This window comes from Thalassospira lucentensis (genome assembly GCF_001613805.1).
Classification (GTDB): domain Bacteria; phylum Pseudomonadota; class Alphaproteobacteria; order Rhodospirillales; family Thalassospiraceae; genus Thalassospira; species Thalassospira lucentensis_A.
On sequence record NZ_LPVY01000020.1, the window covers coordinates 38,574 to 58,866 of the forward strand.

General features: G+C 55.7%; 20 protein-coding genes. 10 read left to right on the top strand and 10 right to left on the bottom strand.

Annotated features, from left to right (window positions below):
- Window positions 1–16: 16 nt before the first annotated feature.
- Window positions 17–1,012 (bottom strand): L-threonylcarbamoyladenylate synthase, encoded by a 996-nt coding sequence (locus tag AUP42_RS14765; RefSeq protein ID WP_062952366.1) that lies wholly within the window; start codon window positions 1,010–1,012, stop codon window positions 17–19.
- A gap of 259 nt (window positions 1,013–1,271) precedes the next feature.
- Here AUP42_RS14765 and AUP42_RS14770 point away from each other — a divergent pair, with 259 nt between their 5' ends.
- Complete coding sequence (locus AUP42_RS14770; protein ID WP_062952367.1) at window positions 1,272–2,441, top strand: MFS transporter; 1,170 nt, start codon at window positions 1,272–1,274, stop codon at window positions 2,439–2,441.
- Between the two features lie 302 nt (window positions 2,442–2,743).
- On the opposite strand, the gene cysQ is transcribed toward AUP42_RS14770, so the two are convergent.
- Both cysQ and ftrA read right to left on the bottom strand, forming a co-directional pair.
- Entirely contained in the window at window positions 2,744–3,565 is an 822-nt protein-coding gene (gene cysQ, locus AUP42_RS14775) for a 3'(2'),5'-bisphosphate nucleotidase CysQ (protein ID WP_062952368.1), read from the bottom strand.
- Window positions 3,566–3,718: 153 nt separating this feature from the next.
- A complete protein-coding gene (ftrA, locus tag AUP42_RS14780; protein WP_062952369.1) occupies window positions 3,719–4,714 on the bottom strand; it encodes a transcriptional regulator FtrA in 996 nt (331 codons plus the stop codon).
- Between the two features lie 134 nt (window positions 4,715–4,848).
- Here ftrA and AUP42_RS14785 point away from each other — a divergent pair, with 134 nt between their 5' ends.
- Entirely contained in the window at window positions 4,849–5,250 is a 402-nt protein-coding gene (locus AUP42_RS14785) for a rhodanese-like domain-containing protein (protein WP_062952370.1), read from the top strand.
- 86 nt (window positions 5,251–5,336) lie between these two features.
- Entirely contained in the window at window positions 5,337–5,819 is a 483-nt protein-coding gene (locus AUP42_RS14790; protein WP_062952371.1) for a GNAT family N-acetyltransferase, read from the top strand.
- Here the strand turns inward: AUP42_RS14790 and AUP42_RS14795 are convergent.
- Together AUP42_RS14795 and amrB are read right to left on the bottom strand one after the other, a co-directional pair.
- Entirely contained in the window at window positions 5,809–6,189 is a 381-nt protein-coding gene (locus AUP42_RS14795) for a DUF2750 domain-containing protein (protein WP_062952372.1), read from the bottom strand. The two genes, AUP42_RS14790 and AUP42_RS14795, sit on opposite strands and share 11 nt — an antisense overlap.
- The gene (gene amrB / locus AUP42_RS14800; RefSeq protein WP_062952373.1) at window positions 6,186–7,673 is read right to left on the bottom strand and encodes an AmmeMemoRadiSam system protein B; all 1,488 of its coding nucleotides are present in this window, start codon (window positions 7,671–7,673) and stop codon (window positions 6,186–6,188) included. The genes AUP42_RS14795 and amrB overlap by 4 nt, the downstream gene beginning before the upstream one ends.
- Before the next feature lie 325 nt (window positions 7,674–7,998).
- Here amrB and AUP42_RS14805 point away from each other — a divergent pair, with 325 nt between their 5' ends.
- The 3 genes from AUP42_RS14805 to AUP42_RS14815 all read left to right on the top strand — a co-directional run bounded on the left by AUP42_RS14805 (window position 7,999) and on the right by AUP42_RS14815 (window position 11,523).
- A complete protein-coding gene (locus tag AUP42_RS14805) occupies window positions 7,999–9,861 on the top strand; it encodes an AAA family ATPase (protein ID WP_062952374.1) in 1,863 nt (620 codons plus the stop codon).
- Between the two features lie 20 nt (window positions 9,862–9,881).
- The gene (gene amrS / locus AUP42_RS14810; protein WP_062952375.1) at window positions 9,882–10,985 is read left to right on the top strand and encodes an AmmeMemoRadiSam system radical SAM enzyme; all 1,104 of its coding nucleotides are present in this window, start codon (window positions 9,882–9,884) and stop codon (window positions 10,983–10,985) included.
- Window positions 10,986–11,058: 73 nt separating this feature from the next.
- Window positions 11,059–11,523, top strand: a complete 465-nt coding sequence (locus AUP42_RS14815) for a GNAT family N-acetyltransferase (RefSeq protein ID WP_062952376.1) — start codon at window positions 11,059–11,061, stop codon at window positions 11,521–11,523.
- 13 nt (window positions 11,524–11,536) lie between these two features.
- Here AUP42_RS14815 and AUP42_RS14820 read toward each other — a convergent pair whose 3' ends face one another.
- Window positions 11,537–12,406 (bottom strand): LysR family transcriptional regulator, encoded by an 870-nt coding sequence (locus tag AUP42_RS14820; RefSeq protein ID WP_062952377.1) that lies wholly within the window; start codon window positions 12,404–12,406, stop codon window positions 11,537–11,539.
- A 119-nt stretch (window positions 12,407–12,525) separates the two neighbouring features.
- Here AUP42_RS14820 and AUP42_RS14825 point away from each other — a divergent pair, with 119 nt between their 5' ends.
- Entirely contained in the window at window positions 12,526–13,497 is a 972-nt protein-coding gene (locus AUP42_RS14825) for a quinone oxidoreductase family protein (RefSeq protein WP_062952378.1), read from the top strand.
- A 37-nt stretch (window positions 13,498–13,534) separates the two neighbouring features.
- Here the strand turns inward: AUP42_RS14825 and AUP42_RS14830 are convergent, their stop codons facing one another.
- Entirely contained in the window at window positions 13,535–14,800 is a 1,266-nt protein-coding gene (locus tag AUP42_RS14830; protein ID WP_231858303.1) for an NnrS family protein, read from the bottom strand.
- Window positions 14,801–15,022: 222 nt separating this feature from the next.
- Between AUP42_RS14830 and AUP42_RS14835 the strand changes: the two genes are divergently transcribed.
- Window positions 15,023–16,492, top strand: a complete 1,470-nt coding sequence (locus tag AUP42_RS14835; RefSeq protein ID WP_062952379.1) for a leucyl aminopeptidase — start codon at window positions 15,023–15,025, stop codon at window positions 16,490–16,492.
- Window positions 16,493–16,575: 83 nt separating this feature from the next.
- Window positions 16,576–17,031, top strand: a complete 456-nt coding sequence (locus tag AUP42_RS14840; protein ID WP_062952380.1) for a DNA polymerase III subunit chi — start codon at window positions 16,576–16,578, stop codon at window positions 17,029–17,031.
- A 36-nt stretch (window positions 17,032–17,067) separates the two neighbouring features.
- Here the strand turns inward: AUP42_RS14840 and AUP42_RS14845 are convergent, their stop codons facing one another.
- The gene (locus AUP42_RS14845; RefSeq protein ID WP_197468293.1) at window positions 17,068–17,706 is read right to left on the bottom strand and encodes a GNAT family N-acetyltransferase; all 639 of its coding nucleotides are present in this window, start codon (window positions 17,704–17,706) and stop codon (window positions 17,068–17,070) included.
- 36 nt (window positions 17,707–17,742) lie between these two features.
- Window positions 17,743–18,702 carry a homocysteine S-methyltransferase family protein gene (locus tag AUP42_RS14850; protein ID WP_062952523.1) on the bottom strand — a complete coding sequence of 320 codons (960 nt, stop codon included), beginning with the start codon at window positions 18,700–18,702 and terminating at the stop codon, window positions 17,743–17,745.
- Window positions 18,703–18,943: 241 nt separating this feature from the next.
- On the opposite strand from AUP42_RS14850, the gene AUP42_RS14855 reads away from it, so the two are divergent.
- Window positions 18,944–19,609 carry a TetR/AcrR family transcriptional regulator gene (locus AUP42_RS14855; protein ID WP_062952382.1) on the top strand — a complete coding sequence of 222 codons (666 nt, stop codon included), beginning with the start codon at window positions 18,944–18,946 and terminating at the stop codon, window positions 19,607–19,609.
- 12 nt (window positions 19,610–19,621) lie between these two features.
- Here the strand turns inward: AUP42_RS14855 and AUP42_RS14860 are convergent, their stop codons facing one another.
- On the bottom strand, window positions 19,622–20,272 hold the full coding sequence (locus AUP42_RS14860; protein ID WP_062952383.1) for a hypothetical protein: 651 nt from the start codon (window positions 20,270–20,272) through the stop codon (window positions 19,622–19,624).
- Window positions 20,273–20,293 lie beyond the last annotated feature (21 nt).

Consider the following 20,293-nt stretch of genomic DNA (forward strand, 5'->3'; position numbering starts at 1 on the left):
CTGAGGTTTGGAAAAATTAAGGGGTCGGATGAAGGGCGCGGGGCGCGCTGGCGCGTTTCATCCGGTCATTGATCGCAAGCCCAAGACCGGTATCGGGGATCGGCGCAATCGCGATCCCGTCAAAGCGCGGCTGATCGGCTTCGTGCAGCTTGGCAAACAGGTTGGCGGCGGCTTCGCGGTCATCACCGGTTTTCGAAAGCCACAGGACCTTGTCAAACCCCTTGGTCACGCAATCCCCGAATGCCAGCAATATTTCATGGCCGTATTTCTTCTGATCTGGTGCATCGGCATTCAGCCGCACCGGAAGGCCGGGTGCATAATGGCTGGTCAGCATGCCAGGGCTTTTGGGCGCATTGTCATCTGTTTCGGCCATCACGACGTCGCATCCCAGAACTTCCGCCACCTGATCACGCGTAATCCCGCCGGGGCGCAGCATCACCACCTGATCGGTGGTAAGGTCAATCACCGTACTTTCAAGGCCAACCCCGCACGGCCCGCCATCCAAGATCATGCCAATCGCATTGCCAAGGGATGCTGCCACATGGGCCGCCGTCGTCGGGCTGATCCTGCCTGACCGGTTGGCCGAGGGCGCTGCAATCGGGCGACCGACCGCACGTAATAATGCGCGCGCCATGTCATGTGCGGGTACACGCACCGCGATGCTGGGCAATCCGGCGGTGGTCAGGTGCGAAACCGTGCTGTCATCGCGTTTGGGTAAAACAAGCGTCAGGGCACCAGGCCAGAACGCATCGGCAAGCTTATCGGCACGCGCATCAAAAACCGCATGCTGGGCGGCGGCATCGCGATCAGGAAAATGGCTGATCAGCGGGTTGAAGCTTGGCCGTTGCTTGGCGGCAAAAATGCCCGCAACCGCATCGTCATTGGTGGCATCCGCACCCAGCCCGTAAACCGTTTCGGTCGGAAACGCGACAAGCTCGCCCGCGCGCAACTTGGCCGCGGCCTGTGTCAGGGCACCTTCGGAATAGGGGCGGATCGTCAAAGCCGGGGACATCAAGCATTCCATAAAAAATATAGCCTTGTGAAATACCTAGCGACGATAGGGCTTAATGACAAGCTGGAACCGACTTTATCGCTGTTTGGATTGATCGAATGATCGTCCCGGTTTAGGGTGTCGGTCGCAGGAAGAACCCGATGATTGATCCGGGTTCGCACGTGGTGCGTGTCAAAGCCTGCATCGCTGATATCCGGCCTGCTGCAAACACCCGCCCAGGTCCTCGAAACGGTGTAATCCATCGCAAGGAGGGCCTTTTATGCCTTTGCACATGCCATCCATTCCGCCGAAAATTGCCATACCGCTGGCGCTGATTAATCTGGCGTCCTTCGTTTCACAGATAATCCAGATCGGCGTGATCGATACGCTTTTACCCCTGGCACTGACCAATGCCGGGCTGGGGGAACGGCATGGCGGCATGATGCTGTCGCTTTACTGGATTGCTGATCTGATCGGCGGGTTCTTTGTGGCGGCGGTTTTACGCAAAACCCATCCCTTCGTCCCGCTTCTGATCAGTGGCCTGTCATTCTTCATCCTGATTGTTGTGGTGATGTTTGCGCCGCAATCGGCTCTTGTCCTGCCGGCAACCCTGTTTGCCGGGGTGGGGTTGATCCTGCGGTGGGTGGTGTGTGACGGTTTGATCGTGCAACTGGCCCCGCGCGATAAAATGGGCCGGGTGGTTGGTTTTCATGAAACCCTGATGGGGCTTGGCATTGTTCTGGGACCGATCCTGATTGGCTGGTTTGGGGATAACGCATTCGTCATGTCGGGCATTGCCCTTGCGGCCGCCATCATTCCGCTTTTCTGTGCCTTTGCCATGCCCCGCATTGAAATGGCATCGACCCAAAAGGGGGCCGGGGCTGTATTCAGGCGCTGGATCGATCATTGGGATCTGGTGCTGATTGCCTTTGTCGCGGGGTTTGTCGAAATCTGCTTTTTGTCGGTCCTGCCCTTGCAATCGCAACGCGACACCGGGCTTGCCGATGCCGGGCTCTGGATGGCGGCAATATTTGTGTTTGGCGGCACGATCTGCCAGCCGCTTGTTGGCTATGTTTCCGATAAAAGCGGCCCGATCAAACTGGCATGGCTGTGCTTCGGATTGCTTCTGGCGGGGGCGGTGCCGATGGCGCTTGCAGGCTACGGCATCTTTGCCGCCGTCATTCAGTTTGCATTGGGGATCGCGGTGGCCGGGCTTTATACCGCTGCCGTCCTGATCGCGGCCAGTGGCCGGGGGCAGGGATATCAGGTCGGCGTTCTGGTGATCGTCTCGCAAAGCTATACGCTGGGGGCCATTGTCGGCCCGTCGGCGGGGACGTCGCTTCTGGTGATGATCGGAAGCTGGGCCTTGCCGATCCTTGTTCTACTGTCGGCAGGCATATCGGTACTGCTTTTGATGATGCGCCGGACCACACCGGCACCGGGAACCTAGCCCCAAACAGCGCAGAGCCGCCATCAAGATGGCGGCTCCATTTTACGCTCTAGCCCGGTGGTCGCTCCGCGGCAGTGACCCGGACCGCGTCGCCGTGATTCCGGCGGCTATTTACGTCACCTACACTTTGTGTGGCGATGGCGCGATCATCATTCAAATTGCCAAAAATGTCAAGGTTTCTGCGGTCTGGCATGCATCGTGATATGCGCCATATGCAATGCGGCCTGCCTTTGGTGCGTCGCACAAAAGACAAGCCGCTATGATCGTTCTGTTATTCGGATCGCCTACCGCTTCGCGATAGATCAGGATTGGTAGGTCACCGGCACGGATGGGCTGCGTGCGATGAAGAACGGGTTGCGGAAATCGGCCTTGCCATAGGCAAACCGAGTCCCGTCCATATTCTCGACCACGCCACCGGCAGCCACCAGAACCGCATGACCGGCCCCGATATCCCATTCCATGGTCGGGCCAAGCCGCGGATAAAGGTCCGCCACCCCTTCGGCCAGCAGGCAGAGTTTAAGCGAGCTTCCCGCCGGGCGCAGTTCCTTGACCGCAAGATCACCCAGAAACGCCTTCATCGCGTCGGGATCGCCATGCGACCGTGACCCGACAACCACAACGCCGTCTTCGGGCATGTCGCGCACGGTGATGGCGCGCGTACTGTCGTTACCATCACCACTGCCTTCAATCAGCTTCGCGCCATCCGGCCCGCCGTAATAAAGCTTTTCAATTGCCGGGGCATAAACCACGCCCAGAACCGGCGTGCCCCCGGCAATCAGGGCGATATTGACGGTAAACTCGCCGTTGCGTTTGATGAATTCCTTGGTCCCGTCGAGCGGATCAACCAGCCAGAAGAAATCGGTATCCCCGTTGACATCGGGAATGTCACCTGCGGCCGCACTTTCCTCGGACACGATTTTGACATCCGGGGTCAGGGCGCGAAGACCGGGCAGGATCACCGCCTCGGCGGCGTCGTCGGCCTCTGTTACGGGGGATGCGTCATCCTTCGACCGGATTTCGAAATCGGTGTCATAGATTTTCATCATGGCGGCACCGGCACGGCGCGCAATTTCAATCAACCCGTTTTCAAGGGCACTGGCATCGGCCGGAAGGGCAATCGTCATGGCAATCTCGTCTGGTTAATCTTTTTGCGTGCAAAGGGCATAGGGAATTTTGCCCATCACGTCCAGTAAGACCGTTCCATTATGGCGAGATCACGTTCACTTTCCTGTTCACGTTCATCATCGCCATCGCCTCTCATCAGGCCCTATGCCCGTTCACGCCGGTTGACCGATCCGAAACCGGTTGCGATAGCGGGCCGGGGGCACGTGGGCGATATCGCGAAACGCGATGCGAAATGTTTCCATCGACTGGAACCCGCATTGCTCGGCAATGTCACCCAGCGGCAAACTGGTTTCTTCAAGCAATTTCATCGCACGCAATACCCGTTCACGCCGCAGCCATTTAAGCGGCGCCATGCCGGTGCCTTCGCGGAAACGCCGTAAAAACGTTCTTTCGCTGAGTCCCGAAAAGTTGGCCATTTCGCCGATTTCAATCGGTTCGGCCAGTTTGCCGCGTGCCCAGTCCAGAACGGCTGCAATCGATTTGCCCGGTCGTTCCTGTACAGGTGCTTCGACATATTGCGCCTGTCCCCCATCACGATGGGGCGGCATCACCAACCGCCGTGCGACCACATTGGCAACCTGCGCGCCATGATCGGACCGGATCACATGCAAACAGGCATCAATCCCCGCACTGCTGCCCGCCGATGTGATGATCTGGCTGTTTTCGACATATAAAACATCATCGACAATCCCGATATCGGGATACATCGCGTGCAGCCGGTCGGTATATCGCCAATGCGTCGTCGCCCGCCCGTTTGCCAGCAACCCGCTTGCCGCCAGAACAAACACGCCCGAACAGATGCTTACCAACCGGCATCCGCGGGCATGAGCACGCCTTAACGCATCACAAAGTGCCACATCGGGCATCACATCCGCCCCGCGCCAGCCGGGGATGATCACGGTGTCGGCATGATCAATCAATTCGATCCCGGCATCGGTCGCCACCCGAAATCCGCCCATCGCGCGGATTTCCGGGTCAATTCCCGCAATCGAACAGCGATACCACGGAAAATCAAACTCCGGCCGGGACAGGGCAAATGCCTCTAGGGCGATGCCAAATTCAAATGTGCAAAGCCCGTCATAGGCCAGCACCACAACATGATGCAGGGCGTCGGTTGGTTCGATATTTGCGGCACGATGATCGAGCATGATCGGATTTGATTCCGTTAAAATGCGGTTTGGCGAAAAATTACCGAATAATGGCATTTTGGCCACTATCACAAAAAATGGCAATCGTTACGATCATCCCATTCCCCATGATGATTGAAAACGGAGCCACCCGAATGAAAAGCCTGATCAATGAAACCGCGCCCGCACCGTCGCATATCGCACGTGCCCATTTTGATGCGATGCTGCAATTTGAAACCGATTGCTGGGATACGCATGCAAGCCTGCAATCCGGGGCCGATGATTTCATCCTTGTCGATGTCCGGTCCCCCGCGCTGTATCACGGCGGCCATATCGAAGGCGCGATCAACATCCCGCACGGCAAGATGACCGAACGCCGCATGGCCGAATATCCCGCCGGTAAAACCTTTGTGGTCTATTGCGCCGGTCCGCATTGCAATGGTGCCAACAAGGCTGCCTGTCGGCTGGCCGCCCTTGGCCTGCCGGTCAAACTGATGATTGGTGGTGTGACCGGTTGGATCGACGAGGGGTTCAGCCTGACGGAGCCGGATGCCTGATTTGACGGTAACCACCGCCCGCCAATATGGGCTGACAGGATCGCTGCCTGTCGGCCCATCGTATTCTTTGCCACCGGATCGCACCAATGACGTCATCACCAGTGCCGTATGAAATCCGCACCGCCGTCCCGAATGATCTGCCCCGTCTGATTGACCTGATTGCCGATCACGCGGATTTTGAACGCCAGAAGGTCAATCGCGCCCATCTGGCCGAAAACCTGCCCCGATATCTGTTTGGCGCGGATGCCCGCCTGAGCGTGATGGTGGCGGGCAGGGGTGGGGAACTGGTCGGCTATGGTGCGGCCAGTATCGAATTCTCAACCTGGAAGGCCGCCTGCTTCCTGCATCTGGATTGTCTTTACCTTGCGCAGCAAAGCCGTGGGGCCGGGCTTGGCGCGCGGATGCTGGCCGCGTTTGAAAATCTCGCACGGCAGCAAAACCTTGGCTGGATGGAATGGCAAACGCCCGACTGGAATATTGATGCTGCCCGGTTTTATGAACGCAATGGGGCACGGGCCCTGCCAAAGCTGCGCTTTGCGAAAACGCTGTCCCACATCCCTAGCCGGTGATCGATTTCTTTAACACGGCCATCAAATCATCATGCAATGCCAAATGCCCCGGCAGGATCGGGCCATCATCGCCGGTCGGTGAAATACCGGGTTCAATCCTGTTTCGGGCAAGATCGGGCAACAGATTTTCGGTCAGTTCAACCAGGGTGATCGCGGTCGGGACATAGCCGGTTTGCGCAATCTCGTTCCATGTATCCGCATGGTCATGGCTTGCGAAAAACGGGCAATATCGGGTGCCATCATTGCCGGGGCACAACAGCCAGCCCTTGTCATAAAGCCCCCAAACACCTTCCCACGCGATCACGCTTTCAATGAAGTAACGATAACGGGCGTCGCAGGCATTGATGTTGTCTGATCCGGCAATGCTCATGGCATCGGGGTCGATTGCTGCCAGAAATTCCTGGGCGCGATGTCCTTGCCCGATATGCCGCGCGTGACAAACCGTTGGGCGCGCATGCGATCCGACCAGTGATCCGTCGAAAGCCCGGCCTTGCGTTTCAACTGCGCCACGAAATCCGCCGGATCGGGCAATTGCTCCCAGACTTGTGGCAGGAACAAGCCACGATGATTGCCATCCGACAGGATGATGCCATCTTCATGGGGTGTCAGTTTCGCGATCAGATCGGCCTCGTTTTCAAACGGAAAATCACGCGGCGGGGAGAGGACCGAAATCGATAATTCCAGATCGTCATTCAATTCATCCTGGCGAAGGGCTGGAAAGCGCGGGTCGCCAAACCCGGCCTTGAAGGCATTTTCACACAGATCCGTCGCCAGATCGCGATGCGCCATCACCGATCCGATGCAGCCGCGAAGCTGGCCTGATTTCTTCAATGTGACAAAACACGCGCCCGGTTGCAGAAGTTCGGGCGATACCGATGCCGGATCAATGCGAAGCGGCCCGCCATGCTTGATCCCGTGCCAGATCGATTGCCGCGCAAGGTCGATCATCGTCGCCCCGTGATCGGCCAGAAGCTTTTCGGTCGCACCGATGAAACCGCCGGATGATTTGTTCGTCTTTTCATCCTCGCGCATATCCGCTGACCCCGCATAAACAGCCCACGCGCCATAGCCGACCACGCGCGATTTATCGCCCGTGATATCGCCGGAATTACACATGCCAAGTGTCCTGATCCGCATGCCGCGATTGCGCGCCGATATCAGCATTCCGGCAACCGGCAACGCGCCGCACGCATCCCCGCTTGTGATGCTTTCGGCGTCAAACCGCTCGATCATCATGCGCGTTTGATCATCCATGCGCTTTGCGGTGTCGTAGTCATGAAAATGCGACAGGTCCGATGAAATCACGATCAGGGTTTCCGGTCCGCCCCAAAGGGCCTCGATTACCTCATGCACCTGCCGTGCGGCGCACCGGCTGACCAGTAACGGCACAATGCCGATATCGGCATCTTCGCCAAACAATCGCTGGATAAACGGCAATTCGATCTCAAGCCCGTGCTCTTGCGTGTGCGCCTCGTCCAGAACCTGTACCTGCGGCCATGCAAGGGCGGCCTGCAACCCGGCCAGATCACAGCGCACATCGCCAAGCGGTGTGGCAAACCCGTCCGCCTTGGCAATCGCAATCCCCTGAAACGCCATGCGATGCGCCGGACCAATGATCACGATCCGTTTGACCGTGCCCTTTAACGCCCGAACCGTGGCAAAGCCCAAACCGGCAATCGCGCCCGAAAACATCGAACCGGCATGGGGCACGATAATCGCCTTGGGGATTGGCGTATCATTCTCTGTCTGGCTCTCGACCGCCGCATGGATCAACCCGTCAATCTCGCTGCGCAACATATCGGGTGCTGCGGGATAAAACGTTCCGGCAATGGCGGGAGGACGGATAATCTTCATGATGCTTCCGATGCTGAGCTTTCTTTGAAAAACATAGCGATCACGACTGGGTTTTCAAAGAGGAAGCTAGGTCTTGGAGAAGCTGATGGCTGTTGTGCAAATTCATACGAGATTATGCCTGTACTATTTAGATGGCCTTATAATTCTTATGCTTTTTCAAACTTAGTTCTTGAGAAAATGGATAGTGCCAGACAGAAAGTCGCTTAGTCTAGATGATATTAAAGGTGGAATTTCTGTATATGATATTTATCTCATGGTAATCATGAGGGGCACAGGTCATGCAAGGCCAAACTTTTATTACTGAGTTAGATCGGATGAGATCCTTATGCGCATATCTTCAATCAAAGTTGAGAATCAACCACCTATAAATTTGTTTGAGGTCGATAATCTGTCTGACCTCGTTGTGGTCGCGGGACCGAATGGCGTAGGAAAGACCCGACTTATAACCTCTCTGCTGGCTGCGTTTCGTGGTTCCTCGACTGGTATCAAAATGACAATTGAAGCAACGTCGAAGGAAGAGGAGAAAACCTTGGGTGGAAAGTCGATCTCAACTCCTGAAGGGCAGCAGAGACTAATATCCTTACTTAAAGCAAACAAGTTTCGGCGAAACTACAAAAGTGGAGTTTTATATTTCGAGAGCGGGAGATCTATTAAAAATGTAAATGCATTGTCATTTGCTTTTGAATTTGATGATCCTTACGATGAAATAGTTTCTTGGGATTTTCCTATGCAAGGATTGGCTGGTCGATGGCAAGATACACAGCATGCTATATTTAAGAAGATACAAAGCCAAAAAACTTCAATCGCAAACCGTGCTATCGAATTAAGAAGTCAGGGGCGCGATTCGATGAATTTACAATTCTCAGATCCGCTTGACCCATTTAAAGATGCATTTTCTAAGCTTTTAGGGCCGAAGAAATTAACTCGCGCGGATCTCAGTGCGCAAAAGTTGATGTACGAAGAAAATGGTGAAGAGCGCCCAATCTCAACACTCAGTAGTGGTGAGCAAGAAGTTCTCAACGTTACCTTCGATTTTCTGCTGCGTAACCCTAATGATTGTATAATATTCTTTGATGAGCCGGAAGTGCACCTTCATCCAGAGCTTCTGATAAGAATGGTTTCTACGCTTCGTACAATCGGCCGCAACAATCAGTTTTTCTTAATCTCTCATTCGCCAGATCTAGTGAGCAGTTCACTAGAGGATAGTGTTGTGTTTCTTACACCCCGGAAGGCAGATGGCTCTAACCAAGCTATTTTAGTAAAACCGGATGATGATACCTCACAAGCGATGCATCAACTTGGTCACTCAGTTGGGGTGCTATCTCTTGGCCGAAAAATCGTGGTGGTAGAGGGGGCGAGCGCGAGCCTCGATAAGCGTACATACTCACAAATACTAGAAAATAGATATCCAGATCTGGTTTTGGTGCCGGGTGGGGGGCGACGTGTTGTCGAGAATTTTGGGCATCTAGTTACAACTGTCTTGGATAAAGCGGTTTGGGGAGTGGAGTTCTTCATGTTGACAGACCGAGATTCTGGACCTGTTAACTCTGACACCCAAAAGATAGCCCAATTGCCGCGTTACCATTTGGAAAATTACTTCCTCGATAGCGATTTATTGGCCGAGTGTTTTGAGAATATTGAAGATCACGGATCTTGGCTACGAGATGCAAAAGAAATTGAAAGGGTATTGTCGGAAATTGCTGTCTCGAATGTCGGTTATGCTGTTGCACTGAAGGTTGCGCACACCTTCCGTCAATTGTGTGGTAACGTAAGTATCATGCCGAGTGGTGCACACAAACTGGACCGAGAGAGCCTAATTCGGGCGATGGCGGGAAAGGCTGAGGAAGAAAAAGCTCGCACAGCCCGCTCATTGGAGTTGCAATTTGTTCGTGACGAAGTCGCGAAGACATTTGACGAATTTTTGGCTTCGATTTCTGATGGCACTGGGGATTGGAAGGTAAACATTCCAGGTAAGTTGATACTGAACACCTTTTGTGGTCGGGCCAATATTCAGATTGGGAGGCTGAAGAACCTTTATCTCAAGTCTGCACAAGCGCAAGGATTAGATGTATTTGCGGATGTCATAGAGATATTCGATAAGTTTTCAAGCTTTGCTGCGATTCCTTCGGTTGAGGGCGGGGACGTGGTAAGTACGTCCGAGGAAGTCGATCTAAGTCCGGCCGGATAGAAGGTGCGGGCAGTGTTTTTATGAAGAGGCATTCTACTTTTGCTCGTCACTGGCACCATCTCGATGATGGCCGCATCCAGTGCGATGTCTGCCCGCGCTTTTGCAAGCTGAAGGACGGGCAGCGGGGGCTGTGCTTTGTCCGGGCGCGCGAGGATGATCAGGTGGTTTTGACCACATGGGGCCGGTCATCGGGCTTTTGCATTGATCCGATCGAAAAAAAGCCTCTTAACCATTTCCTGCCCGGGACCCCGATCCTGTCCTTTGGTACGGCGGGCTGTAACCTGACCTGCAAGTTCTGCCAGAATTACGAGATTTCCAAGGCGCGCGAAATGGACAGGCTGGGATCGCTTGCGACGCCTGAAATGATTGCCAGAACGGCAAAGCAATATGGCTGTTCGGCAGTTGCGTTTACCTATAACGATCCGGTGATTTTTCTGGAATATGCGGTGGATGTGGCGCAGGCCTGCCGGGAGGCGGGCATTCGCACCGTCGCCGTCACGGCGGGTTATATCGGCGATAAAGCCCGCGAGGAATTCTTCCGCCATATGGATGCGGCCAATGTGGACCTTAAGGGCTTTACCGAGGACTTCTATCACAAGCTTTGTTCCGCCCATCTGGCCGATGTTCTTGAAACGCTGAAATACCTTAAACATGAAACCGGGGTGTGGTTTGAACTGACCAATCTGGTGATCCCTGGCGAGAATGACAGTGACGTGGAATTTGATGAAATGACGTCATGGGTACATGATGAACTTGGCCCCGATGTGCCGATGCATTTCACCGCCTTTCATCCCGACTGGAAAATGATGGATCATCCGCGCACCCCGCCCGCGACCCTGATCCGGGCGCGCGAGATCGCGATGAAAAACGGCATTCGGTATGCGTATGTCGGCAATGTCCATGACAAGGCCGGATCAAGCACCTTTTGTCATAACTGCGGTCACATCCTGATCGGGCGGGACTGGTATCAGTTATCGGACTGGAACCTTGATGCAAACGGGGCCTGTACTCAATGTGGTACCCATTGCGCAGGTGTGTTCCAGCCACGCCCCGGCACATGGGGGCCAAAGCGCCAGCCGGTGCGTCTGGTCGCGCCAACTGCGGGTTCGGCATCATCATCCTGATGGTGTTTTTGCTTCCATTTCGGGCAAAGCAGGCTAAATTGCCGCCAGTTTCGTTTGGACCCAAAATCACCCCATGAAAATCCGCAAAGCCAGCACCTCCGACGTTAGTGCCATTTTCGCCATCCGAAGCCGGGTGCGCGAAAACCATCTGTCCGTCGATCAACTGGCCGAACGCGGCATCACCAAGGCCGCCTTTGGCAAATGGATTGTCGATGGCTATGGCATGTGGGTGGCCGATCTGGACGGGGCCGCGGCGGGCTTTGCCATTGCCATCCCGCGCGAAGCCACATTATGGGCGCTGTTCGTTGATCCCGATTTCGAAGGTCGCGGGGTGGGCAGGGCACTTTTGCGTGTGGCCGAGGAATGGCTGTTTGCCCAAGGCTGCAACGACATATCGCTCACCACCGATGCCGATCCCAAAATCCGCGCGCATGGCTTTTACGAAAGCCACGGCTGGCACTGTACCGGCGATGCGGACAAGGGGCAGGTCGAATACATCAAATCCAACCCGACCCTGTCGCTGTTTGATTTTGGTTAGGCGACAAATCCGATCAGTCGTTTGGCGAAACGGGCGTTTCGCGCCTTAAAATCCCAAGCGCTGCATCAACCACCGGCGGCCTGCGGTCATGGGCATAAAGGCCATATTGTACCGTCACGGTATGGGGAACGCCCGCAGGTGGTTTGAACAGCCGCATTGTGGCGGGTCGGATCGCATCGGCGGGCAGCAACCCGACACCAATGCCATTTTCAACTGCAGCCTGAAGGGCCGTGATGCTTTGGCTGGTCATTGTCATGCGATGATCAATGCCCGCCGCCACCAGACTTTCGACCATGCGCCGCCGCCACGGGCAGCTTGACGGAAAGGCGACAAGGTCAAGCGCGCGGGAGAAGTCCATGTCATGATCCCTGGCGCAAACCCAGTGCATTTCGATATTCCAGACCGTTTGCGCATCTGCCGTGGTCACCGACGTTGGCACAATCATCAAATCAAGCCCGTGTTCATCCCAAAGCTGCCCCAGTCCGACGCTGCTTTGTACCGTGATATCAAGCCGGATGTCGGGATGGGCACGATGCAACCGGCCAAGGGCCGCCGGCAGGGCGGCCGTTGCGACTTCCTCGGCCAGACCGATGCGGACATTGCCGCTGATTTCTGTCTGGCGCAAGCGGGCATGGGCTTCTTCGTTAAGGGCAAGAATGCGCGTGGCATAACCCAGAAACAATTCCCCCTCTGCCGTCGGAATAACACCGCGCCCGGTCCGCTGTAACAAGGGCCGTTCCAGAAGGTTTTCAAGGCGCTTGATCTGCATGCTAAGCGCGGATTGGGTGCGCCCGGTCTGGGTTGCAACACGGCTCATGCTGCCTTGCTGGCAAACCGCGACGAAGGCGCGCAAAAGGTCAGGACTGATTTGATCAGATATCATGATATTTGAACTCTGTTATCATCACTATCAGTCTACAGTGATATCATTGATCGCGCTATATCCCTTTCATGCAAGCCATTCGGGCCCCAGCCGGGCCCGTGACATGAAGGGAATATCCCATGAAAGCCATTCGATTTCACCGGCATGGCGGGCCGGACGTCCTGCAATATGAAAACATCGAAATCCGCCAACCCGGCCCTGGCGAAATCCGGGTCCGCAATCATGCTATCGGTGTTAACTTTATCGATATCTATATGCGGACCGGTGCCTATCCCGTCCCCGAATTACCATTCATACCAGGCAAGGAAGGCGCGGGAGAGGTTGTTGCGCTGGGTGATGGCGTCGATGAATTTGCCGTGGGGGACCGGGTTGCCTATGTCGAGGCGCCCGGTGCCTATGGCGCGGAACACAATGTTCCCGCCCGCGTTGCCGTGCATCTGCCCGATGCCATTCCGTTTGAAATGGCGGCATCCATGATGCTCAAGGGGCTGACCGCACAATATCTGTTGCGCCGGACCTATCCGGTCAAACCCGGTGACACGGTCCTGATCCATGCTGCCGCTGGCGGGGTGGGGCAGATCGCCACCCAGTGGGCGAAGCATCTGGGGACGACTGTGATCGGCACGGTTGGCTCAAGGCAGAAGGCAGAACTGGCACACCTGAATGGTTGCGATCATGTGATTGACTATATGACCGAGGACCTTGTGGCGCGGGTGCAGGAGATTACCAACGGACATGGATGTGACGTTGTTTATGACGGGATTGGCAAGGCGACATTTCCCGCATCGCTCGATTGCCTGCGCCCGTTTGGTTATTTCGTCAGTTTCGGCACCGCGTCCGGTCCGATCCCGCCATTTGATATCATGACCCTGGCCGCCAAAGGATCCCTGTTTACCACCTGGCCGTTGCTGCCGACCCACATCGCAAAGCGCGAGGACCTGATTGACATGAGCCGGGACCTGTTTGACGTCATCGCCAGCGGGGCTGTGAAAATACCAGCACCAAACCGTCTGAAACTGGCCGATGCTGCTATGGCGCATCATCGTCTTGAAACGCGGCAAACCACCGGGGCGACGATCCTGTTGCCCTGAAAACGAAAAAGCGGGGTTTGATGCCCCGCTTTTGTCCTTATTTCACTGGAATGCCGCGTGTCTTTTTCTGGCTTGGTCCCAGCAATATCGGCGCATAACCGATCAGAAACGCCAGCCACCCGCCAATCCAGCATAAAGTCGCCGCCGCCAGAACCGGGATATAAGCATCCGGGAACTGACCGACCAGAAGCCGCAGCACGGTTGAAATCCACACAAGCCCGAACGCGGCATTCAGGGCAAGGCTTGCGCGCAATTCCCGCCCGGTATGGCCAAGGGCGGCCCGCCCGCCAATTGCAATGATCATGCAGGCCATCGCCCCGCCGGTAAGCCCATGCAGGGCATCACGCGCCGCAATCACATCCGGCCAGATATGGGCAATGCCAAACAAAGCCAACCCGGCCGGTACCCAGAAATAGGCGAAATGCAACATCGCCACCAACGGATCACGCAGCGTCAAATGCCCGCGCCAGCGCGCCATGCGAAACCCGTGCAGGGTGGCCGTGATCAGCAATGCCACGCCAAAGATGATGCCATCCGTATCCACCATCCCGATCACGATGGTGATGGCAAGGGCGGCAAGGCAGGCACCGTCAAAACGCGTAAACATCACCGGCATCGCGGCATCCGGCTGTTCGCGTTGCAGCCAGTTGCGCGTAAAGGCCGGAATGATCCGCCCGCCAATCAGGGCAATCAGAAGCACAATCAGCAAAATCGCACTTTGGTAAATCACCATCGGGTCAAGCGCGATCAGGCCAAGAGCACTTGCGATAAACACCCCGTCAAAGGCGGTGATCAGCCCAAGGATGCCTAAGATTTTAAGGTTGCGGTAATTTCGCCCCAGCACAAGCTCCCGCCCGGCAATCACGATAAGGGCGATGAAATAGCCAAGGCCGCCAATGATGGTCAGGGCAGGGGCCAATACCTCGCCAAAGCCAATCGCCAGCCGCGCGATAAGCCAACAGGCGGCAAGCACCATCAGCAACCCGCCCGAAACCCCCGGCCGCCCCGTCCAGTTGGCGATCGCGGTTAGCAAGAAGCCGCCAATCGCCGCCCCGCCAAAACCGAAAATCATTTCATGCCCGTGCCAAAGTGATGGCGTACCAAGCGACGGTGTCGCCACCCCATGCGCCATCCCCGCCACCCACCAGACCACGGCCACAACCGCAATCAGTCCGGCAAACAGAAACATCGGGCGAAACGCGCCGCTCCAGAATGGATGTGGTGCGGTGACAGGTTCGGAGATCGAGATCGGCGTGGTTTTGGCATTCATCATGGCACCAAGGCAAAGGTTTGAATGCGTCATAATAGTGTCCCACCATCCCGCCGCCTTGACATCGCGCAATTCGTGAAAATTGTCGGGGCGACTGTCTTCTCTTTGCAATATCGGTAAAATCCCGCAGGTTTTTGAGCAATAAGCCTTTTCTTCGCCATTTAACGCGCTAGATTAGGGAAAGCATTCCAGCATCGGCGGGCTTGCCGGTGCAGACCCCACACATGCCCGAAAACATGACAGGAGCCTTTTTTCATGAAGATCACGTTTTCTGATCTCGCCATCCCGACCTCGGGTGCTGTGATCGCCTTTGCCACCGATGGCGGCGATCTGATGCCAAGTGCCGTGGCGCTGGACGAAGCAACCGGCGGTGCACTTGCCAAGGCGATCAAGGGATCGACCTTCAAGGGGAAGGCAGGGCAAAGCCTGCAGCTTCTGGCACCGGTCAATACCGATCTTTCGCGCATCATCGTGTTCGGGATTGGCAAGGAAGCCGAGTTTGACGTGATCGCGGCCCAGAAGCTTGGTGGCAATGTCACCGTGCGCGCCCTTTCGACCGGCGAAAAAGACGTCACCGTCCTGTTTGACATGGAAGGCATGGCCTGTGATTTCGCCACCGGTGCGATGCTGCGCGATTATCGTTTCGATAAATACCGCACCACCGAAACCAAGGAAGACAAACCGGCCCTGAAATCCATCGCGATTGCCGCGCGCGATCACAAGGACGCGAAAAAACAGTTCGACAGTGCCAAAAAGGTCGTCGAAGGCGTGTTTCTGACCCGCGATCTGGTGTCGGAACCGGCCAATGTGCTGTATCCCGAAAGCTTCATGAAAGAAGTCAGCGCGCTTGAAAAGCTCGGTATCGAGATCGACGTGCTTGACGAAAAGGAAATGAAAAAGCTTGGCATGGGTGCGCTTCTGGGCGTGGCGCAGGGTTCGGCGCACAAGCCTTATATGGTTGTCATGCGCTGGAACGGCGGCAAGAAAAAGGACGCACCGGTTGCTTTTGTTGGCAAGGGCGTGACATTCGATACGGGCGGTATTTCGATCAAACCGGCTGCCGGCATGGAAGACATGAAATTCGATATGGGCGGGGCCGGTGTGGTTTCCGGCCTGATGAAGGCATTGGCTGGGCGCAAGGCCAAGGCCAACGTGATCGGCGTGATCGGCCTTGTTGAAAACATGCCATCCAGCACGGCACAGCGTCCGGGCGATGTTGTGACCTCCATGTCGGGCCAGACCATCGAAGTCATCAATACCGACGCCGAAGGCCGCCTTGTCCTGTGTGATGCGCTGACCTATGTGCAGGAAAAATACGATCCGAAACTGATCGTCGATCTGGCGACGCTTACCGGCGCGATCATTATTGCCCTTGGCCATGAAAATGCCGGGCTGTTTTCCAACAATGATGAATTGTCCGCCCAGATCACCAATGCCGGTCTTGCGGTCAATGAAACCGTCTGGCGTCTGCCGCTTTCGAAGGCCTATGACAGCCAGCTTAAATCCGACATTGCGGATATGAAAAACGTTGGTGGCCGTCCGGCTGGCTCCATCACGGCGGCCCAGTTCCTGCAACGCTTCATCACCAAGGATCGCCCGTGGGCGCATCTTGATATCGCCGCGATGGCCTGGGCGACGAAGGATAGCGAAGTCACGCCAAAGGGCGGCACCGGCTATGGTGTACGTCTGCTTGATCGCTTTGTTGCTGATAACTGTGAATCCTGATTTCACGGCGGTTTGACCAGAAAACTGCGGGGCAGGGTGACGATCACCTTGCCCCGTTTTCATGTTCGCGATAGAAATCGACCATGGCTGACATCTGGTTCTATCATCTGACCGCGTCCCCGCTGGAACGTGCATTGCCGACCCTGCTGTCCAAGACGTTGGAGCGGGAAAAACGTGCTGTCGTCATGACCGGGACCGAGGAAAGGATCGAGGCGCTCAATACCCTGCTTTGGACCTATGACGCCGCAAGCTGGATGCCCCATGGATCGAAATCTGATGGTGATCCCGAAATGCAGCCGGTCTGGCTGACATCCGATGATGAAAATCCCAACGGCGCACAATTCCTGTTCCTGACCGACCGCGCGATGAGCGGCAAAATCGCCGATTATGAACGCGTCATCATGCTGTTTGACGACCGCGATCATGAGGCGGTGGCCGAGGCACGTACCCGTTGGAAAGACTGGAAAGACGCCGGGCACAAGCTGTCTTACTGGCAGCAGACCCCGCAAGGCGCGTGGGAAAAGAAGGCCGAAAGCTGAGGGCTTCCGGCCTTTTGTTTCGTTTCCTGCTTCTGATCAGAACTGCTTGATCAGCAATATCCAGTTTTCGCCGGGATTTTCCCAACCTTCCTTGACCATCGTGCGTTTGGCGCACTGGGTATAACCATGCCGTTCATAAAGACGGATGGCGCCGGGATTGCCGTCTGATGCGATGATGCTGATCGCCTGTTTTCCGGCATTGATCGCATTGCGTTCGGCCGCCCGAATCAGTTCCGATCCGACGCCGCGATTGCGAAATGGTGGAAACACCGCCAGCACATTGATGTACCAGCTTTCAGGTGCCAGACTTTCAAGTTCAAGCAATGGCACGAACATCGCCGGAATTTCCGCCGGATCAACCGGATCAAACGTATCGGGCTGGGCATAGTCAATCAGGGCACCCATTACCTGATGTTCGCCGAAGGCAAGCGTGGTATTGCGATAGGAAAATCCGCCTTCATCGCGCCGGGCACGCCGATGCCCGACATCCCAGACGGTCTCGTCGCCTTCAATCATGTTCTGCCAGAGATAAACCGGCAGGCCTTCACCCGCGATATTGATCAGTTTGGCCATGACATCGGCGTCATTTCTACTTGCGCGCCGTAAATCCATTGGCGGTGTCGGACGGTCGGTATTCGATTGTGCCAATGGCCGCGCGGCTGGTTTAAAGCTCATATTCATTGCTCGTGTCCCGTTTCTTTGTCTTTGCGATCATCCCGCCGCCACAAGATGTGGCAGGGCATGTTCGGCCATGGCATGGACATGGCGATGATCGGTTCCGCAACAGCCGCCAATCACCGACAGGTTCGGCAGCAATTCGGCCAGATCGCAATAAAGTCGCCCCAGTTCGTCCGGGTTGCCGTCATCAAGATGTTCGCAGGCATCAAGTTCCGCGTGGCTCAGGCGTGATGCATTGGCCCGAACACCACAAATGCGGTTCTTCCAGGCGTTGTAGCCATCAAGCTTGTCGCGGAAATGGTCTGGATGGGCGCAATTGATCATGTAATAAACCGGATAGGCACCGGTTTGCGCATCGACCATTTCAATCACGTCGCCAATGCCTTCGCCGCTTGGCAGCCGGCCGTCGGTTTCAACGGTAAAGGAAATCACGCAGGGCAAATTGCCATCCTTGCAGGCCAGTGCAATTCCAATGGCTTCTTCGGGATAATTCATCGTGATTGCCGATACCATATCGACCAGTGTGCCAGTAAAGGTGCGCACCTGAACCGCGTGATAGTCGCGTGCCTGCTGTGCGGTCATGCGGTCAGTCGGGCTATACCCATCGCCACGCGGTCCGATGCAGCCACTGATCAGGCAGGGGGTTTCGGTAGTCTGATACCGGTCGCGCAGATCGGTCATCATGCGGATTGATTTGTGATTGATATCCGCCAGTTCGGCTGCACTGTAACCCATGCGCAGGCCCCAGTCGCTATTGGCGCGCCATGTCGGGCTTTCCAGAACAAAGCCGACCTTGGCCTTACGTGCAATTTCGAGGTAGCGCGCGTAATAGGCGGCAACGCGGTTGCAGCCGTCCTGCGTTTTTAAAAGGTCGAATGACGCGAAATAGGGGATATCGATCCCGTCATGGAAAATCAGGGTGGTTTCAAGCCCGCCGTCGGTAATGAATTTGGTTGGCGCGAAAGGGGGCAGGTGGGGATGGCGTGCGGTCATGACTTCAAATTTCACATTTTGGGGTTTCAAAAATTCTACCCGGACGCTATTCAATCCAGCGAAAGAGCAGGGGGCGAAGTCTCGCTTTGGTTGGGTTTTGCTTCTAGTAAGCACGCGGTGCAGTTTTTTGGAATTACTGAAAACCGTTTGAAAACAATGGAATAGGGAATTGGCGCGGCTTTCTGGCGCATTCGGGGTTATGCTGTGCGACGGAAAACTGTACCGCCGGTAGGGTAAAGTGATGAACCAGACGATTGATCAGGCTGCCGATGCGGCATCAGAACAGATCAAGGGCAAGGGGGAACGTACCCGCGACCGTATCCTCGAAATTGCTGAAAAATCGGTGCTGAACAAGGGATTTGGCGCAACCTCGATCGAAGAGCTCATCTGCGAGGCCGGCATCACCAAAAGTGGGTTTTTCTATCACTTCAAGGATAAGAACGAACTGGCGCGCGCCCTGTTGCTGCGTCATATCGAACAGGATGAAAAGATCCTTGATCAGGTGTTTTTGCGCGGGCAGGAACTGGTTGATGATCCGCTGCAGCAATTCCTTATCGGACTTAAAATCCTTGCCGAACTGGTCGAAGATCTGCCGCAGGGGCACCCGGGATGCCTGATCGCGGTTTACTGTTATCAGGAACGGCTGTTTGACAATGAAGTCCGGCTTTTGAACCGGCAGGCGGTGCTGGGCTGGCGCACACGGTTCCGCGCCATCATTGATCGGATCGTTGATGTTTATCCGCCCAACGAGCCGGTCGATCTTGATGAGCTTGCCGACATGGTTTCAACCGTGGTGGAAGGCGGCATCGTGATGTCAAAGGCGCTTGGTCGCCCGCATATGCTTGCCAATCAGATCATGCTGCTGCGCAGTTTCGTCAAACTGTTGTTTACCCGGCAACCGGTCTGATCGGATGTGGGTTCAAGGCGTGCCGGTTTTGCCGCTGCCGCCAGTACCGACGCTGCCACCAGTGCTCATGACATCCTCAAACAGGATTTCCACTAGCGCCTTGGTGACGTCATTCTGGCTCAGTTTCCCGTCCGCCATTTCATTGATCGCCGGGAAACTGTCCGCTGACAGGTCAAACAGTTTTGTCTGGATTTCCGATGCGCGCACCGGCCAGTCCGGATCGATTTGAGCCAGCCCTAGCAACATCGCACGCGCCATCTGATCGGCATTGCCGCTTTTGATCGCGTCCTGAACCTGCGGAATTTGCTTGGCCTCGGACACGGCAACGTCAAGTGTCGCCAAAAGGTCGGCCAGTGCCTTTGCCTGATCTTGAACGACACTGTCATTGTAGCTTTTTTCGATTTCTCGCAGTGGGGCCACGGCGGCCGAGGTGCCATATGATGACAGATAACTCAGACTGCCAGCCAGTTGCCAGCTCTGCCATTTTTTCCAGGTGCCAGCCTTGAGGTCACCGGTCAGGGGGGCAGCAAGTGTCCCGCCAAAGGAATGCAGTATCTGACTGACGGAATTGGCTTGCGGGAAACCGGCAACCCTTGATGCCTGTGCTGTTGCCAGATCAGCGATTTCCTTGAGTGCCTTTTGATAGTCGCTTTGGGTGGTCATCTCTGAAATCCTTTTTGGATA

What these genes read in the sequence shown, in the direction of transcription:
- amrB (WP_062952373.1), bottom strand. Translation starts at nt 7,673, where the DNA reads ATGAAGATTATCCGTCCTCCCGCCATTGCCGGAACGTTTTATCCCGCA.
- ftrA (WP_062952369.1), bottom strand. Translation starts at nt 4,714, where the DNA reads ATGCTCGATCATCGTGCCGCAAATATCGAACCAACCGACGCCCTGCAT.
- AUP42_RS14835 (WP_062952379.1), top strand. Translation starts at nt 15,023, where the DNA reads ATGAAGATCACGTTTTCTGATCTCGCCATCCCGACCTCGGGTGCTGTG.
- AUP42_RS14785 (WP_062952370.1), top strand. Translation starts at nt 4,849, where the DNA reads ATGAAAAGCCTGATCAATGAAACCGCGCCCGCACCGTCGCATATCGCA.
- amrS (WP_062952375.1), top strand. Translation starts at nt 9,882, where the DNA reads ATGAAGAGGCATTCTACTTTTGCTCGTCACTGGCACCATCTCGATGAT.
- AUP42_RS14805 (WP_062952374.1), top strand. Translation starts at nt 7,999, where the DNA reads ATGCGCATATCTTCAATCAAAGTTGAGAATCAACCACCTATAAATTTG.
- AUP42_RS14820 (WP_062952377.1), bottom strand. Translation starts at nt 12,406, where the DNA reads ATGATATCTGATCAAATCAGTCCTGACCTTTTGCGCGCCTTCGTCGCG.
- AUP42_RS14830 (WP_231858303.1), bottom strand. Translation starts at nt 14,800, where the DNA reads ATGACGCATTCAAACCTTTGCCTTGGTGCCATGATGAATGCCAAAACC.
- AUP42_RS14815 (WP_062952376.1), top strand. Translation starts at nt 11,059, where the DNA reads ATGAAAATCCGCAAAGCCAGCACCTCCGACGTTAGTGCCATTTTCGCC.
- AUP42_RS14850 (WP_062952523.1), bottom strand. Translation starts at nt 18,702, where the DNA reads ATGACCGCACGCCATCCCCACCTGCCCCCTTTCGCGCCAACCAAATTC.
- cysQ (WP_062952368.1), bottom strand. Translation starts at nt 3,565, where the DNA reads ATGACGATTGCCCTTCCGGCCGATGCCAGTGCCCTTGAAAACGGGTTG.
- AUP42_RS14825 (WP_062952378.1), top strand. Translation starts at nt 12,526, where the DNA reads ATGAAAGCCATTCGATTTCACCGGCATGGCGGGCCGGACGTCCTGCAA.
- AUP42_RS14765 (WP_062952366.1), bottom strand. Translation starts at nt 1,012, where the DNA reads ATGTCCCCGGCTTTGACGATCCGCCCCTATTCCGAAGGTGCCCTGACA.
- AUP42_RS14855 (WP_062952382.1), top strand. Translation starts at nt 18,944, where the DNA reads ATGAACCAGACGATTGATCAGGCTGCCGATGCGGCATCAGAACAGATC.
- AUP42_RS14795 (WP_062952372.1), bottom strand. Translation starts at nt 6,189, where the DNA reads ATGAGCATTGCCGGATCAGACAACATCAATGCCTGCGACGCCCGTTAT.
- AUP42_RS14860 (WP_062952383.1), bottom strand. Translation starts at nt 20,272, where the DNA reads ATGACCACCCAAAGCGACTATCAAAAGGCACTCAAGGAAATCGCTGAT.
- AUP42_RS14790 (WP_062952371.1), top strand. Translation starts at nt 5,337, where the DNA reads ATGACGTCATCACCAGTGCCGTATGAAATCCGCACCGCCGTCCCGAAT.
- AUP42_RS14770 (WP_062952367.1), top strand. Translation starts at nt 1,272, where the DNA reads ATGCCTTTGCACATGCCATCCATTCCGCCGAAAATTGCCATACCGCTG.
- AUP42_RS14845 (WP_197468293.1), bottom strand. Translation starts at nt 17,706, where the DNA reads ATGAGCTTTAAACCAGCCGCGCGGCCATTGGCACAATCGAATACCGAC.
- AUP42_RS14840 (WP_062952380.1), top strand. Translation starts at nt 16,576, where the DNA reads ATGGCTGACATCTGGTTCTATCATCTGACCGCGTCCCCGCTGGAACGT.